Origin of the sequence: Burkholderia sp. AU4i (assembly GCF_000466765.1) — a bacterium.
GTDB lineage: Bacteria > Pseudomonadota > Gammaproteobacteria > Burkholderiales > Burkholderiaceae > Burkholderia > Burkholderia cepacia.
In genome coordinates this window covers 30,813-46,937 of record NZ_ASSI01000038.1, presented here as the reverse complement: position 1 = coordinate 46,937, position 16,125 = coordinate 30,813, and the positions used below count along the sequence as shown (strand labels likewise).

The following is a 16,125-nucleotide window of genomic DNA, read 5'->3' as shown; positions in this document are numbered from 1 at the left end:
CTTGAACAGAGGGGGGCGACGTGGTGTGCGCCGCGGGTCACAGGGCTGCGGTGACGATCTTTTCCTCGAGGTATGCATCGAGCGCGGCCTTCGACAGGTCGCGCCCGATCCCGCTTTGCTTGGTGCCGCCCCACGGCAGGCGTGCGTCGATCGGGCTCCATGCATTGATTGCGACCGCGCCGACGTCGAGCCGCTCGGCGACGCGGTGCGCGGTGTCGACATCCTGTGTCCACACCGAAGCGGAGAGGCCGAACGGCGTGTCGTTGGCGATGCGAACGGCCTCGTCCTCGGTCTCGAACGGCATGACCATGCCGACCGGGCCGAACACTTCGTCGCGGGCGATTCGCATGCCCGGATGGACACCGCCCAGGATCGTCGGTCGCATGAAGCAGCCGCGCGGCGGCACCTGTTCGTCGCCGACGAGCATGACCGCCCCTTCGGCGAGCGCGCCGTCGACGAGCGCACGGACGCGCGCAAGGTGACGCGGGTTGATCAGCGCGCCCATCTGCACGCCGGGCTCCGATGGCGGACCGACACGGATGGCCCGGGCCGCCTCGGCAAGCCGCTCTTCGAGTGCGTGCGCGATCGAGCGGTGCGCGAGCACGCGCGAGCCGGCCGCGCACGTCTGGCCCTGGTTCGCGAACATGCCGGCCATCAGCGACGGAATCGCACGATCGAGATCGGCATCCGCGAACACGATCTGCGCGGCCTTGCCGCCGAGTTCGAGCGTGACGCGCTTGAAGGTCTTCGCTGCCGCGGTCGCGATCGCGCGGCCGACTTCTGTGCTGCCGGTGAAGCTGATCTTGTTCACGAGCGGGTGCGCGACCAGCGCGGCGCCGACTTCCGCGCCCACGCCGTGAACGATGTTGACGACCCCGGCGGGCAGGCCGGCTTCGCAGACGAGTTCGCCGAGCCGGGCGACGGCCAGCGGCGTGTCCTCCGACGGCTTGATGACCACGGGGCAGCCGGCCGCGAGCGCCGGCGCGAGTTTCCACACGGCGATCATCAACGGCGCGTTCCACGGAATGATCAGACCGGCCACGCCCACCGGTGCACGCCGCGTGTAGCTGAGCGTCGGTCGGCCCATGAAGCCGTCGGTCGGAATCGTGCGGCCCTCGAGCTTGTCGGCCCAGCCGGCGAAGTAGCGCAGCGTGTCGATGCACATCGGGAGGTCCATCATGCGCATCTCGGCAAGCGGGCGTCCCTGTTCGACGGCCAGCAATTCCGTCAGCGCATTGCCGTTGCGCTCGACCAGCTCCGCGAGCCGAAGGAGCCAGCGGGCGCGGGCCGAGCCGCCGGCGCGGGCCCACGCGTCGTCGTGCAGCGCGGCGTGCGCGGCACGCACCGCGCGATCGACGTCCTCGGCGGTCGATGCGGGCACGGCGGCGACGTAGTCGCCGGTTGCCGGCGCCAGCTTTTCGAAAGTGCGGCCGGTCGCTGCATCGCAATGCCTGCCGCCGATCAGATTCTGAATTTTCATCATGGTGTCCATGTTTCACAGGGGCGAATCGTCGGGCTGAACGGGGCGGCGGCGAGGGCGGCTGCCACCGTGCTGCGGCGACGTCGCTTTCACTGTATGTCGATGAAATCGCGCGCCTTGTCCGCTATCGGCAATCGTTGCTGTGCGATCGGGATAGGGAATACCCGTGCCGGCGCGACGCATTGCGAGTCGCGTCGGCAGCGGGAAATGCCCGGGGAGGGCGTAACGGGACGACGGGGCGGCGCGGCACCGTCCGGGCAGCGGCTACTGGCCAGCGGCTACTGGGCGGCGCGCCCGAGTTCGCGGTACAGGTCGGGATCGCTGCGCTTCAGCCGCAGCGCGGCGCGGATGCCGAGCGCGCCGACGGCGACGAGGAAATACGGAAACATCGCGACGAAGGTCGAATCCGATCCGCTCAGCACGGACAGGTTGCGCACGACCAGCACGAGGCATGCACCGAGCGCGATCACGCTGACGAGCGGCGCGATCAGGCGGTGCACGACGCTGGCGTCCCGGCGATCGCGCGCGAAGAATGCGATTACCGAGGCCGCCACCAGGATCTGCACCGCGATGATGCCGATCGTGGCCAGCGCACTCATCCACGAGAACACGACCGCGAACGGATCGAGGCGGAACACCGCCGACCCGACGATGGCCGTGAGCGCGATCAGCGTCTGCACCTTGCCGGCGACATCCGGGCAACGATGCACGGGGCACGTATGACCGAGCTTGCGCCACAGTACGCGTTCGCGGCCCATCGCGTAGAAATAGCGCGTGATCGTGTTGTGGAACGACAGGATGGCCGCGAAGAGGCTCGTGACGAGCAGCACGTTCATCGCGTCCGTCGCGATGCCGCCGAGCAGCCGGCCGCTGACGGCAAACCACAGATTGGCCGGATCGCGGCCCGCCTGTGCGGCGATCTGCCCCTCGCCCCACGCCTCGACGATCGCCCACGACGACAGCGCGTAGAACGCCATGATGAGGATCACGGCCAGGTAGGTGGCCCGCGGAATCGTACGTTTCGGGTCGCGCGCCTCCTCGGAGAAGATCGCCGTCGCCTCGAAGCCCATGTACGAGCCGAGCACGAACACGAGCGCGGTGCCGAGCCCGGGTGCGAACACCAGCGCGGGGCTGAACGGTTTCGCGCTGAAGCCGCCGGTGCTCGCGCCGTGCACGACGATCGCGAGATCGAGCAGCATCACGATCGCGATCTCGCCGATCATCAGCATGCCGAGCAGCCGGCCGCTGAACTCGATGCGTCGCGCGCCGCAGACGTGGACCGCGACGACGCACGCGAGCGCGAACGCCCACCACGGCACGTCGACGCCGTAGTGCCGCTGGATGCTGTCGTTCAGGAAAAAGCCGAACATGCAGTAGATCGCGATCTGCACGGCGTTGTACGCGACGATCGCGACGAACGCGCCGCCCACGCCGGCGGGGCGTCCGAGCCCGTTCGCGATATACGCATAGAACGCGCCCGCATTGGAGATGTGCCGGCTCATCGCGGCATAGCCGATGCTGAAGATCAGGTACATGACGCCCGCCAGCACGAATACGCCGGGCACGCCGGGGCCGTTGCCGAGCGAGAATGCCGCGGGCGTCGCGCCGACCATCGCGGTGAGCGGCGCGGCCGCGGCGACGACGAAGAAAACGATGTGTGAAAGTCCGACGGCGTTCTTGCTGAGCCCCGCTTCGGACCGGGGTGACGATTCGTTCATGAGTAGTCCCGCTGGCCGGATCGTCCGTCAGGAATCGACACCGGCATGCCTGATCGATATTCCCGTGCCGCGCGCCGATCCTGACGAGCCGGCATGGGATGCCGACGGCCGACCACCGACGACGACACAGGTGTGCGCTTGGACGGCCGCTCGATGCGGTGAAGCGCACACAAGCAGGCCGACGACAAAAATTTACGGTGCCTAAATCACGTGCGTTGTCCGTTATCGGCAATCCGCATGCGCGGGGGCGGCAGGGGATTACCCGGATGCGCCGCCACCATGCGTCGTTCGCGGGCTCAGCTCAGGCGCGGCGTGTGTGACGGCAGCTCGTGGAAATGCTGCTGGTAGTACGCGGAGAAGCGCCCGAAGTGGCAAAAGCCGAATTGCGCCGCCGCGTCGCCGATCCGCATCGTCTCGGGCGTCGTCATCAGGAAGCGCCGCACGGCGTTCAGCCGGATCGAGCGGAGATAGGCGGTCGGCGTCGTGCCGACCACGTTCTGGAAACTGTATTGCAGCGTGCGGCGGCTGATTCTGAGGTGGTGACAGAGATCGATCACCGTCGGCACGTCGTCGCATTCGAGCGCGATTTCCTGGCTGCGGCGAACGATGTAGCTTTGCGTCGAGGCCGACGGCAGCGCGCCGGCATCGGCATCGTCGGACTGCACGAGGTCGAGCAGGATGCCGACGACACTGTGCGCGAGCACGCGTTCGTCGAATGCATCGCGTGCGGTGAGCGAACCGCTGTCGAGCGCCTGGCAAAGCACGCGCTCGAGCCCGTCCAGCGCATGGCCGTAGCGTGCTGGCGAGATCGGCAGCACCGGCTGCTTCAGGATGCGGGCAGGCAGGTTCGCGAGTTCGTCCAGTTCGCGATCGGCCGTGAGCGTGCGATCGATCGTGAAGGCGAGCACCTCGGTGTCGCACGGCAGATGCGCGACGAACTCCTCGCCGCCGCGCAGCGTCAGCAGGCTCGGGCGCTCGACGGTGCGCCCCTGGACCACGGGCGCGACCGCGCTGACGATCGGCAGCGCGAAGCAGAGCCGGTCGCGCGGCGCGAGGCCGTGCTGCATCACGCGCTGATTGAGGCGTTCGCGAAAGACGTGGAAACGCTGGCCGGCGACCTGGCGCAGCGTGGTCGTTGCGGTGCCGGGACTGATCTGGTCGTAGTGCTGCGACCAGTTCACGATCGCCTGGGAATGGAGGAACACATCCGAGAAGCACAGTGTTTCAGCGTGCAGATTCATGGCGTGGCTGATGCATACCGTCTGAAATTCGATGCCGGCCGAGGCCGACGCAGGTTGCCCGGGCGCGGGCAGCACGCGCGATGCGCGCGGTTCGCCTGGATTCGCCCGGATGGACGGCTTCCGAAGATGCCGTGCCATGCGGTCGGTCCCGCCGACGATCATATCCAGAAAAAAACAACGGGTGACGCGATCGAAAATCCCGGTGACGCTCGCGGCCGTTTGTTTTTGTAAATCTCATTATATGAGATTGAATTTATTTTTATGATGGGGGTTTACGTGCGATATGACGCGATACCTTGCAGTGTAGGCGAAATGACCGGGATATCCGCAGGATTTCGATGTTTTCTTACAAAACTGACGAATGAAGGTTGGCGATGCGGTGCAGGCGACGCCCGGCGGATTTTCTCGTGTTAACTACCAATGAATCCCGAATTATGAGATTCGTATAATTCTCCCGTGGCGCTTCGACTGGCCGTGCGCATGCATGGCGCCGCCGATTACAGCCGCGAGCAACGCACGCGACTGCCGATGCATGTCCACCTACCGGGAGCGGTCCATGTCCGAGTCACCCCCTGCCGTCTTGTACCGCCGGATCGCGCTGCGCGTGATTCCGTTTCTGTTCGTCTGCTACGTCATCAACTTCGTCGATCGCGTCAACATCGGGTTCGCCAAGCTGCAGTTCCTGCAGGATCTCGGCTTGAGCGAAGCCGTGTTCGGCTCTGCGACGGCCATTTTCTTCATCAGTTACGCCGCCTTCGAGGTGCCGAGCAATCTGGTGCTGGCGCGCATCGGCGCGAGCCGCACGCTGATGCGCATCATGGTGCTGTGGGGCCTTTGCACGGTGGCGCAGATGTTCGTGACCGGCAGCGTGTCGCTGTACGTGGTGCGGTTTCTGCTCGGCGCCGCCGAGGCCGGCTTCTTTCCGGGCCTGATCCTGTACCTGTCGTACTGGTTTCCGGACGCGGTGCGCGCCCGTGTCAACAGCATGCTGCTGCTCGCCGTTCCGGTTGCTGGAATGATCGGCGGACCGCTGTCCGGCTGGATCATGGCGCACATGCAGGGCGTGATGGGGTTGCGCGGATGGCAATGGCTGTTTCTGATCGAGGGGTTGCCGGCCATCGCGCTCGGGCTGGTTGCGCCGCTGATGCTGAGCGACCGGCCGGAACAGGCGGCATGGCTGTCGTCTTTGGACCGGCAGGCGCTCTTGCGCGATCTGGACGCCGAGCGGGCCTCGGCCGTGGTCGGCCATGACCGGGTCGGCGTTGTCGACATCGTTGGCAACGGTCGCGTGCTGGGACTTGCCGCGATCTATTTCTGCATCTACGTCGGGATGGGTACGGTGACGTTCTGGTCGCCCACGGTGCTGAAGTCGGCCGGGGTGTCGAGCGTCTCCGGAATCGGCTGGTTATCCGGGCTGATATCGGTGTTCACGATGATCGGAAACGTGGCGATCGCATGGAGTTCCGACCGATTTGGCGAGCGCCGGTGGCATACGGTGGTCTGCATGCTCGTCACCGCGTGCAGTCTACTGCTCCTGCGCTTCTCGGTCGGCCACGTATGGATCACCGTGGCCTTGCTGGCGACCGCGCAGCTGTGCGCGTTCACCGTGCCGATCGTTTTCTGGACGATTCCGGCTGCACAACTGACCGGTCGCGCGGCGGCGGCGGGCATCGCGGTGATCAGCATGCTGGGTTCGCTCGGCGGCGCCTTCAGTTCGTGGCTGGTCGGCCTCCTGTTTGCGCGTACGGGGGCGCCGTATGCCGGGCTCGGGGTGGTCGCGGGGCTGCTGGTGGTCGGTTCGGTGCTGGTGACGAGCCTGGTGCCGCGCACTCTGACGCCGCGCCGCGCGGCGAGCGAACGGGCGTGTCTCCGTACAAGCCGGGGAGGTCGAGCGTGCTAGAGGACAAAGACGCAAGGCGGCTCGTTGCTCACGGGGAACGCATTCAAAAAAGTGGCGTGCTCGGAAAATCGTCGCAGATCAATCGTCTTTTCGAATTACTGCTCGAACGTTCGCTGGCCGACGCCGCACCGAAGGAAATCGAGATTGCGCAAACGGTCTTCGGCAAATCCATCGACGTGGATCTTGCCGCCGATGCGACCGTGAGGGTGCATGTCCACCGGCTACGGAAGAAACTCGAGGAACTGCCACCGGACGAGCATGGTGAACGCCTGGCCCTTCCGCGCGGGGAATATCGGCTCGTCGTCGTTCCGCCGGCTGCGGCCGCGGCAGACGATCGTGCCGCACCGCGTCGCCGCCTGCGACGCGGCGCCTGGATGTGGTTCGCAGGGGGCGCCGTGCTTCTCGTCGGGCTCAATCTGATTTGCTGGAACTGGTTCGCAGGCAATCCCGCCGGAGACGCTCGCCTCGGGACCAATCTCTGGAGTGCGCTGGCGGGGAGCCATATTCCGACTCTTGTCGTTTATGGCGGCGATTATGTTTTCGGTGAGCTGGATTCCGACAACGAGGTTTCCCGCCTGATACTCGACCCCCGAATTCACTCTGCGGATGAGTTGGGTCAGTACCGGTTGCGGACCTCGGGCGCGAATCAAAAATATATCGACTTGAATACCTACACCCTTCCTGAAGGTGTGGCGCCGGCTATGGCTGCCATTACTCCCATCATTGCGACCGCGCGAGCCGGTGAGCTGCCGTCGCTGCAATCCATCGCGATGTCGCGCTTCACCAACAACATGTTGCGGACTCACGATCTCGTCTATGTTGGTTTGCTGAGGAATCTGGCGGACCTGAAAGAACCGCTTTGCGATATCTCGGGTTTCTCTCTGTCGGACGACGGCGATACGCTTGTCGATCGGGCGAGCGGGAATCAGTTTCAATCCGACTGGGACAACCCTTCGACCGAGGGGATTATGCGCCGCGACTATGCATATATAGCCAGCTTTCCGGGCTCATCGGGAAATCATATCGTCGTTATTGCTGGCACCAGGGATCCTGCGCTCATGGAGGCCATACATGTTGCGTCGAGTAAATCCGAACTGGACAAGCTGACGAAGAGCCTCGGCTCCGATAACACGTTCGAGGCACTGTATGAAGTCCGTACATTCGGACCGTCGAACGTCGGTAATAAGCCGGTCATTGTTCGCCATCTGAAGGTCGGCCAGATGTGGCCTGTAAGAGAAAGCGAGCTTGCGCCCAAGAAAGCCGGAGCCGGCGAACCCGCAAAACCAAAATAAAAAGTTGCGCTGCGTACGGTGATCCATGGAGCCGGTCCGGGCTCGAGATCGTGGTGAGCATGCGGAACGCACCTGTTTCGACGGCGATCCGGATGTGCTCTCGATGCCGCATCGAGATTGAATGCCCGATACCGCGCCGTCTTCTGTTTCTCCACCCGTTCCTCCCGTTTCGAGACGTCGTTATTTCGGCTGGGCCGAACCGGTGCGCGCCGCAAGCGAGCGGAGCAGAAGAGCGGGCGCAATGCACGCCGGAGTCGATATGCCCGCGATACGCAGGCATCCGCGATGCGATGAAATCGGGTTTACCCCAGGAATTGCAGTTGTCCGGTCACGCGAAAACACCAAAAAAACGTTCGTTAACCGTTCGTCCACCGTTCGTTACTGGCCCGTGGGAGGGCGGCAGACCACCATGAACGCACTATCCCGACGGCCGCGTCTTCCTTCTGCGTCGAACAGGCCGCGGGCATAGACGGTACCTGGCAAGCGCGGCGTGCGCGACTCGCGGCCCTGCCCTGGCTCGTGACAATATGCAATCCCGGAGACGAAGATGCTAAATGAGATATGGAGCTCGGTTGCTGACTTTTATGACCCGACCATCGGAATGCTGCGGCAGTGGGCATGGGGTCTTCCGATTTATTTCGTGGTAGTTGCATGGGTCGCGTTCCTGGCAAGAAAAGAACGAGAGCCGGTGACGTTACGGGCGGTGGTGAGGTCCGTATTTCCGAAGGACCAGTACGATCACGCGTCGGCTCGCGTCGACCGATGGAACGGCATTATTCTTCTGGCGATCGGTTTTCCACTTTCTGTATTCGTCGCAATCAATGCGATATCGGTGGCGGACAATCTGGCGGGTTTTCTGGCGACGTATTTCGGGGCGAGAGCGCCTCTGATGCACACGGACTGGAAAATGGTTGCGGTTCAGTTCGCTATCTATTTTCTGGCTCTGGATTTTTCCGGCTACTGGGTGCACCGCTGGTGTCATGAGGTTCCCGTCCTGTGGCCACTGCACAAGCCGCACCATACGGCCGAAACGCTGACGCCATGGACGCTCTTTCGTCAACACCCGGTTGAATTCTTTTTTCTGAACACGATTCCGTCGTTTTTCGCCGGCGTGATGCTGGGCTTGCTGCTTTACGCCACCGGAACCGCTGTCAATCCGGGAACCGTGACCGTGATCGGAATTCAGGTGTACGTTTCTTTTTTTGTCGTCGACACGATGTCTCACGTACACGTGCACGTTTCGTACGGAAACTGGGTGAATCGTATCGTGCTCGCGCCTGTCATGCATAACCTCCATCACAGCATCGAGCTGCCGCATCGAGATAAAAACTACGGGGTGATTTTGACGGTATGGGACTGGATGTTCGGAACCCTTTATCTGCCGAAAAAGAACGAAACATGGCGCTGGGGGCTGAATGAAGTGGAGTTTGGGGAAAAAAATCCTCACAAAACCCTGCGAGGCTTCTATCTCGAGCCATTCGTTTCGTTCTGGCAGGGTTTGCTTCAAATCGGCGCTCGCCAGGATACCGTGACGCCGACCCACGAGTGAGTTTTCGCCGACGGGCGGATATCCAGGCCGCACGCACGACTCGATATCGAACAGAGTCGCGCGTGCTCGTTAAAAAATCACCTTTCTTGAATATGCCAAAAGTTACCTATATCGAAGCGAATGGCGACGAGCACGTCGTGGTCGCGCCGGACGGCGCCAATGCAATGGAGACCGCACTGGAAAATGGAGTGCCGGGTATCGACGGCTTTTGCGGCGGCCAGGCCTCGTGTGCGACTTGCCATGTCTATGTCGACGAACCCTGGCTCGGCGTGACCGGCAAAGCCGATCCGGCGATCGAGCTTGCCCTCCTCGAGCCGTTGGGTGCAACGCAGGAGAACAGCAGGCTCGCTTGTCAGATCAAGTTGACACGAGAATTGCACGGCCTGGTGCTGAGAATGCCCGAGAAGCAAGGCTAGGCGGCTATCCCGAGCCTCTTCCTGACGGCTCGGCGCGCGTACTTCGACGGAGTACGACGGCGATGAACCGGGGCGCGCATGCGAATCTTCGTGTTTCGTGCCCGTTCGTGCGCGTTGTGCATCGACGGGTGCCGCGGCCGGTTCGGCGATCGGAGACGCGCTCGTGTGGGCGTCTCCGATTGCCTGTCGGCGAGACACGCTCGTCATCCTCTTCAACGCATTCGGAGTCCGTACTGCCCGGCAAGTGATCCACCTCGTCGAACATCGTTCCGGCTGCGCGATTGTCGAAGCGACGGTTTGCCGGCGAACGTCGTCCTCGACAGCCGGTTCCGGTGCGCACGCCGCACGCCGTGCGCCGATCCGGTTCAAACCCGTGGATTGCCAGGGCGTTTCCTCGGGAGACAACTTTGACATCCTCACAAAAAGCGCCGCTCGTTATCGTCGGTGCCTCGTATGCCGGAACTCAACTCGCCGCGGCTGCGCGCGAACTGGGATTCGATGGACCTATCGTCCTGATCGGAGACGAGCCGCACGCACCCTACCAGCGCCCGCCTCTTTCCACGGGCCTGCTCACGGGCAAGACCGGCATGAGCCAGCTCGCGCTGCGCAGCCCGGATTTCTATACTGAACAATGCATCGATCTGCGCGTGGGGCAGCGCGCTACAGCGCTGGATCTGGCCGCGCGCCGCGTGCGGCTGGCGGACGGCGAGCATCTCGAATACGGCTGGCTTGCACTCGCGACGGGCGCGCGCTGCCGCCCGCTTCCGGTTCCCGGTGCTGAGCTTCAGGGCGTGCATCAACTGCGCACGCTCGACGATGCGCTGGCGGTGCAGCGCAGGCTTGGCCGTTGCTCGAGCGCGTGCATCGTTGGCGGCGGGTTTATTGGTCTGGAGGTCGCGGCCGCGCTGAGCTCGGCTGGAACGCGGGTTACCGTGGTCGAGAGCCAGACTCGCCTCCTCGCGCGCGCCTTCCCGGCGTTCATGTCGGACTATGTCGCGCATGCGCACCGCCGGCGCGGCGTCTCGCTGGAACTGGGCCGCAGCGTACGGGCGCTGCTGGGCCGTCAGGGTAGCGTCGAGGCAGTCCAGTTCGACGATGGCCGCACGTTGGATTGCGACTTGGTCGTAACAGGGATCGGCGTATTGCCGAACACGGAGCTTGCCGATGCCGCCGGCATCGCCTGCGACGACGGCATCCTTGTCGATGCGTTGGGCCGCACCTCGGTGCGGAACATACTGGCCGTCGGCGACGTGGCCAACATGACGCAGCCGCCTTTCCCGGGTAGTCCGGCCAGAATGCGGTTTGAATCTATCCAGGCCGCCAGCGACGGCGCGCGCGCCGCGGCCTCGGTGCTGGTCGGTCGGCCTCAACCGCTTTCGGCCGTACCATGGTTCTGGAGCGAGCAGCACGACCTGAGATTCCAGATGGCCGGTCTGCCATCGTCCGGAGACCAGGTGGTGTTGCGCGGTGCACCCGCCAGCGATCGCTTTACGGTGTTCTACCTGCACGACGGTGCGATGGCGGCTGCGCATTCCGTGAACCGGCCGTCGGACCACGTGCTGGCGCGCAAGCTGATCGCCCAGCGATCGCGTATTCCCGCTGCGACGCTGGCCGACCCGACCGCGGATCTCAGATCCATGATCGACGCCGGACAGGTGAATTGACCGTCATTTTCGGGGTACACCAGGCGCCTCGCGCACGCGAGTCACCGGTCGTATGTCGGCCATCACGTGAATCCGCGTGCGCTCCGGCAGCGGATTCGGTCGCGGAAGATGACGCGCAGGGTGGTGGCCGCAGCCGTCGGAATGGGTGCGAGGCACCCTGCATCGCGGTCGGGCTCGGTGATCGGACCGCGCCGGCTCGTCCGTCTTCTATCCGTCGTTCCGAACCGGTCTTTTGGTATGCGAAGGCAGCTCGCCGAAGAGTGCCAGGTAGTCCTCGGCGAAATGGCTCAAGTGGAAGAATCCCCATCGGGCGGCGGCGTCACCGATCAGGAGTTTGGATGGATGCGTCGACATCAGGCTTCGACGCACGCCGTTGAGCCGCACGGACCGAAGGTAATTCAACGGCGTCGTTCCGGTCACGGATCGAAAGCTGTTCTGCACGGTACGCCGGCTGACCTGCAGTTGCCGGCACAGCTCTATCACGCTGGGAACCTTGACGCTCTCGGACATGGTCAGGTGATGACATTTCTCGACGATGAAACTTTGGGTGGAACTGCCGTTGCGTTGGCGTAGATTGCAATCCGGGCTGCTGATCAGTCGAATCATTTCATGAAGAACGAATTGCTCGAACGCGCCTTCGTCGTGCTGGATGGTGCCGCCTTCGTCGTCGACGAACGCCTCGGAAAATATCGCAAGCAGGCGACGGCGGCACGCGTTCAGGCGCTGTCTGGGCAACGTGATGACGGGTTGCTTGAGGAGCGTGTTGATCGCGTGGGCGTTCGCAACGGTCGATAGTGCCGATTCGAACATATCGCGATCGAAGTTGATCGACAGCATGTCCATGCCCGTTGGCATATGAAACATGAACTCCTCGCCGCTACGCAGGAAGAGAACGCTGTTGCAGTCTGCCTTGCGGCCTTGCATGACGACCGGTCCGGACGCCGAAATCGGTATGGCGAAGCAAATCTTTCCCGACGGAGCTTCGCCGTGTTGAACGACGCGCTGGTTTATCCGTTCCCGGAAAAGGTGGCAGCGCGCGCTCGCAAGTTGCATCAGCGAGCTTTCGAGCGAACCCGCCGATATCTGGCTGTAGGTTTGATTCCAGTGCTTGATCGACGCGGCGTGGGCATTCACGTCATCAAATCGGTCGATGCTCTTCATGACAGGAAACCTCGACGGGGCGGCGAAGGACGTGCGTAAGGCGACTGATCGTTTTTTGGGCAGGAGAAATTCTGCGAACAAATCGTGTGTTATCCCAGCGGGGGAAACCCGCGGATGTCGAGCCGGGACGCGCGAGCCCGTCCGCCGGTCCGATGACTCCGTCAAGTTCGGCGTGTCGAGGCGCCGTAAGCAGTTGCGACTGCCACGAAGTCAGATGTCGGCGATGCGATGTGCGGCGGGGTGATCGAAGATTGCGCTAGAAATTCGCGACGATCATCAGGTTGGCATAGAAGTTTGCGGCCGCGCTGCCGGTCTGGTTTCCGCCGTTTGCAGCGTATTTTCTCGGTTTGTAGACACCGAAGTTCGGGGAAAACTGGAGATGCTTGGTCAGAGCCCAATCCAGATAGAGTGTCAGCTCGGACGCGTCGAGATCGAGGGTCGAGCGATTGGACAACGTCCGGAAGTTGAAATACATCAGGGTCACGGTAAATTTTTCGGACGGGTGGACTGTGAGCCCGACGTCATGGATGCGCGTATTGAAGTTGTATGAAAACGAATAGTTGGATGCGATTTCACCCTGGTAGCGATCGCCGAATCCACCCTGGAACAGCGAGTCGAAATCCTTCGAATAACGCGTGTAGCGATAGCTCAACGACGGCTGCCACCGGACATTCCGGAACGTATATCCGGCTTCGGCGTACCACCCGTTGTCGTTGCCGGATCGTTTGGTTTGGTATGCATATTCGAACGCGAAGTGCGTATTGGGGATCCCGGCGTCACCGTCGCCTCGAATGCTGTACGTGTTCATCCCCGGGCGATCGAGGCGGCTTGGGGTACTGACATATCGCTTGTCGATGCTGATGCCATGGACAAAGGTGAACCCGAGCGTTCCCGGCCGGCCCGTATAGTCCAGGGTGCCTACGGCCAGCTCGGTATCGGCTTGCAGATGATTGTTCGATTTGAGCCAGATTGCGCTTCCATGCCATCCGGTGTCGCCGCCCAGTCGCAGCACTGCGGTTCGCGAGAAAGCCACGCGCGATGCCAGATAGTAAGCGCCGCCGCGATCGTAGCGGCCGTCGTCCACAGCTCTGCCGGCACTGACTTTGTCTCCTTTGATCAGGAAACCGGAGCCCACGTTGACGTACTGGCTGCCGGCGGAAATATCGATGCCGTCCTTTCCCAATGCAGGAATCGAGTCGCCGGATTTCCAGCCGAGGTAGGCGTCCTCGAGCGCGTTGCGGCGTTCGCGGCCGGTCGTAAAGCCGCCGGGGTCGCCGTCGCCCCACGTGGCGGAGCCGAGAAGACTCACGGCCCCGTAGATCGACCCTGCGCCGGGGATCGCCGTGCCGCCGCTCAAGCCATACTTCAGATAGCCTTCCTGCCATCGGGTTGCGCCCGGACGGTCGATATAACTGCGCTGGACACTGAAGAACCCGTAGCCCACGCTCAGATTCGCGTCGATGTTCGTGCTCCCGTCGTTGTAGAACTCGTATGCGCTTGCAGGCGACGGAAATGTGCCGATGACGATCAGCGCCGGAAACAAAATTCGGATAACGGAATACATGAAATTGTCCTGAAATGTGCGGCGCGCTGGAGTTTTTCTGCACGCGGTGTGCCCTGCGCAGAGCGCGCTGTCTACGGGAGATGGCGCGTCATTGAAGTCGTCACGAGCACCACGAATCGCGGGTTCGAGTGTTCAGTCGCGATGCCGTGAGGTGGTAGCCCAAATCAGCACAAAGTACGAGGGTCGGGTGCAGGCGGCGATGCGAAACGTGGCGGCGCAATCGAGCCGTTGCCGTTGGCGGTTTCCTTTCGCGAGGGTATTCCCCCGGTTCCGTATGGAGTTGCCATTTCTGGATAAACCGCTGTCTGGAGACGCTGTTTAATGACTTGCGTCGAGCTGCCGACGGGTGTGTTTCCCTGGTCGACCGTGCAGCGGGATGGCGGCAGGGCGAACTGGAATCGCGGAGGCACCGCGCCGCATGAAGGAAAAGCCCGCGCGGGTGTACCGCTCATCAGCGAATACGAGATGCCGAAAACGGAAGGGTGGCGCTTTCGTCGAAGCGTGGCGCGGGATGCCCGAAAGACATTCGTGAAGCGACGCCGTGGGGCACGTGTTTCGCGCAGTGACCAGGCTCATCAACAGTGGAAACATTCACATGCACCGTCTGATAGAGAAAACCCGATACGTTGTCTTGATGGGAGTTTGGATCGTGGCAGGTACGGCCGCACCGGTTCGCGCGGAGGTCCCGCAAATGCCCACCGTCGTCGAAGTTCCACCCTCCGGTAAGCTGCCTCTGTCGTCGGCTTCCCGCCCTGGAACCGAATATATCGATCTGGCCAGATACGGGTACACCGAGAAGGAATACTATCTATCCGGTATCGCCCCGGTCATTACCGCGACGGGGAAGACGATGTTCCAGGCGCCGTACCTGACACGGATTCTCGTCCGCGCACCGATCGACCCGGCCCGCTTCAATGGAACCGTGATAATCGAGCCGTTCAGCTGGTTCGGAGAGCGCGGCGCCGGCTGGATCCTTACCCGGAAATATCTGCTGAGTCGCGGATACGCCTACGTGGGATACACGCTCAATAGCAACAAGCCGGCGGTCGATCCGAAGTTCATATCGGACACGCCGAAGGAGCAGGCGGACCAGATCGCGTTGTATGGAAACATCGTCAATTTCGACTTCATGCGTCGCTTCGACTACGCGCGTTATGCGCCGCTGGGCGTGTATTACGATCCCGAGCATTTCGTGCTGGGCAACGTGCCGGACCCGTTCATTCCGCAATCGCAAGGCATCGGTGCGCAATTGGCGCTGATGCTGAAGTCCGATACGCCGCAAAGTCCGCTCGCGCCACTGAAGGTTCGGCGGGTCTATGTCGATAGTTGGGCCGTGACGGCGCAAGTATGGATGGACTATCTCGACCAGGGGCGTCACCAGCAATGGCGGATGCCTGACGGTCGTCCTTTGATCGACGCGTACATGGCGGGGCGCATGGCCTATGGCGAGGTGGGGGGCGAATCCATTCGCGTGCCGCGCAAGATGCCGGACGACGCACCGTTCGTGACGGTCTTCAGCGAATCCGAATTGATGCACGATGTGCTCGCCGGTATTCCGCTGCCGCCGGACACCGACAGCCCCAAGCTTCGTTATTACGAAGTCACGGGCATGCCGCACTTGCGAAAGGCCGATCTCGGCACGGGTGAGAAGGAGTGGGTGGCCGCCGATATCGGCAAGGGTAACGATCCGCGTTGCCGAACGCTCTATGACGAGCCGGTGGAGGACATCGTATCGGCAATCCTTGACGGGATGGATAGATGGGTGCGGAACGGCGAGACCATGCCGAAGGCGCCGAGGGTCGTCCGCAACGGAAAGGCCGTGGTGCGCGATCTGGTAACTGGAAACATGGAGGGAGGAGTCCGTCCACCCTGGATTCAGGTGCCGTCCGCGACCTACATGACCGACCAGGAAACGGGTTGCGGTTTGATCTACGACACGAAGATTCCGTATTCGAAAAGCAAGATGAGAAAGTTGTACGGAAACTACCAGAACTACGAGCAGGAATTCGAGGCGGCGAAAGAAAAGTCGATCAAGGAGCGTTATCTCCTGCCGGACGATGCTGCTACGCTTCGGCCGATTGCGCAACCCGGGGACTTCTAGCAGGCTGTTGAAAAACGCCTCGTTGTGACGACCGAGGCG

General features: G+C 62.6%; 11 protein-coding genes. 6 read left to right on the top strand and 5 right to left on the bottom strand.

The genetic code is table 11. From position 1 onward, the window contains the following. Nucleotides 1–37: 37 nt before the first annotated feature. The 3 genes from L810_RS07445 to L810_RS07435 all read right to left on the bottom strand — a co-directional run bounded on the left by L810_RS07445 (nt 38) and on the right by L810_RS07435 (nt 4,439). On the bottom strand, nt 38–1,483 hold the full coding sequence (locus L810_RS07445; RefSeq protein WP_021157744.1) for an aldehyde dehydrogenase family protein: 1,446 nt from the start codon (nt 1,481–1,483) through the stop codon (nt 38–40). Nucleotides 1,484–1,758: 275 nt separating this feature from the next. Then, nucleotides 1,759–3,198, bottom strand: coding sequence for an APC family permease (locus tag L810_RS07440; RefSeq protein WP_021157743.1), 1,440 nt, complete (start codon nt 3,196–3,198; stop codon nt 1,759–1,761). A 296-nt stretch (nt 3,199–3,494) separates the two neighbouring features. Beyond that, nucleotides 3,495–4,439, bottom strand: a complete 945-nt coding sequence (locus L810_RS07435) for a helix-turn-helix domain-containing protein (protein WP_042973695.1) — start codon at nt 4,437–4,439, stop codon at nt 3,495–3,497. Nucleotides 4,440–4,971: 532 nt separating this feature from the next. On the opposite strand from L810_RS07435, the gene L810_RS07430 reads away from it, so the two are divergent. The 5 genes from L810_RS07430 (at nt 4,972) to L810_RS07410 (ending at nt 11,260) form a co-directional block, all read left to right on the top strand. Then, nucleotides 4,972–6,339: an MFS transporter gene (locus tag L810_RS07430; protein WP_257008806.1), complete on the top strand. Its 1,368-nt coding sequence runs from the start codon at nt 4,972–4,974 to the stop codon at nt 6,337–6,339. Then, the gene (locus L810_RS07425) at nt 6,333–7,631 is read left to right on the top strand and encodes a hypothetical protein (RefSeq protein WP_155836131.1); all 1,299 of its coding nucleotides are present in this window, start codon (nt 6,333–6,335) and stop codon (nt 7,629–7,631) included. The genes L810_RS07430 and L810_RS07425 overlap by 7 nt, the downstream gene beginning before the upstream one ends. Nucleotides 7,632–8,178: 547 nt before the next feature. Then, entirely contained in the window at nt 8,179–9,180 is a 1,002-nt protein-coding gene (locus L810_RS07420; protein ID WP_051392171.1) for a sterol desaturase family protein, read from the top strand. A 62-nt stretch (nt 9,181–9,242) separates the two neighbouring features. Further along, nucleotides 9,243–9,596: a 2Fe-2S iron-sulfur cluster-binding protein gene (locus L810_RS07415; protein WP_021157738.1), complete on the top strand. Its 354-nt coding sequence runs from the start codon at nt 9,243–9,245 to the stop codon at nt 9,594–9,596. 407 nt (nt 9,597–10,003) lie between these two features. After that, the gene (locus L810_RS07410; RefSeq protein ID WP_021157737.1) at nt 10,004–11,260 is read left to right on the top strand and encodes an NAD(P)/FAD-dependent oxidoreductase; all 1,257 of its coding nucleotides are present in this window, start codon (nt 10,004–10,006) and stop codon (nt 11,258–11,260) included. Between the two features lie 207 nt (nt 11,261–11,467). Here the strand turns inward: L810_RS07410 and L810_RS07405 are convergent, their stop codons facing one another. Together L810_RS07405 and L810_RS07400 are read right to left on the bottom strand one after the other, a co-directional pair. Continuing rightward, nucleotides 11,468–12,421, bottom strand: coding sequence for a helix-turn-helix domain-containing protein (locus L810_RS07405; protein ID WP_021157736.1), 954 nt, complete (start codon nt 12,419–12,421; stop codon nt 11,468–11,470). A 256-nt stretch (nt 12,422–12,677) separates the two neighbouring features. Continuing rightward, nucleotides 12,678–13,985 carry a hypothetical protein gene (locus L810_RS07400; RefSeq protein WP_021157735.1) on the bottom strand — a complete coding sequence of 436 codons (1,308 nt, stop codon included), beginning with the start codon at nt 13,983–13,985 and terminating at the stop codon, nt 12,678–12,680. Nucleotides 13,986–14,676: 691 nt separating this feature from the next. On the opposite strand from L810_RS07400, the gene L810_RS07395 reads away from it, so the two are divergent. Continuing rightward, entirely contained in the window at nt 14,677–16,086 is a 1,410-nt protein-coding gene (locus L810_RS07395) for an alpha/beta hydrolase domain-containing protein (RefSeq protein ID WP_021157734.1), read from the top strand. The last annotated feature ends 39 nt before the right edge of the window (nt 16,087–16,125 follow it).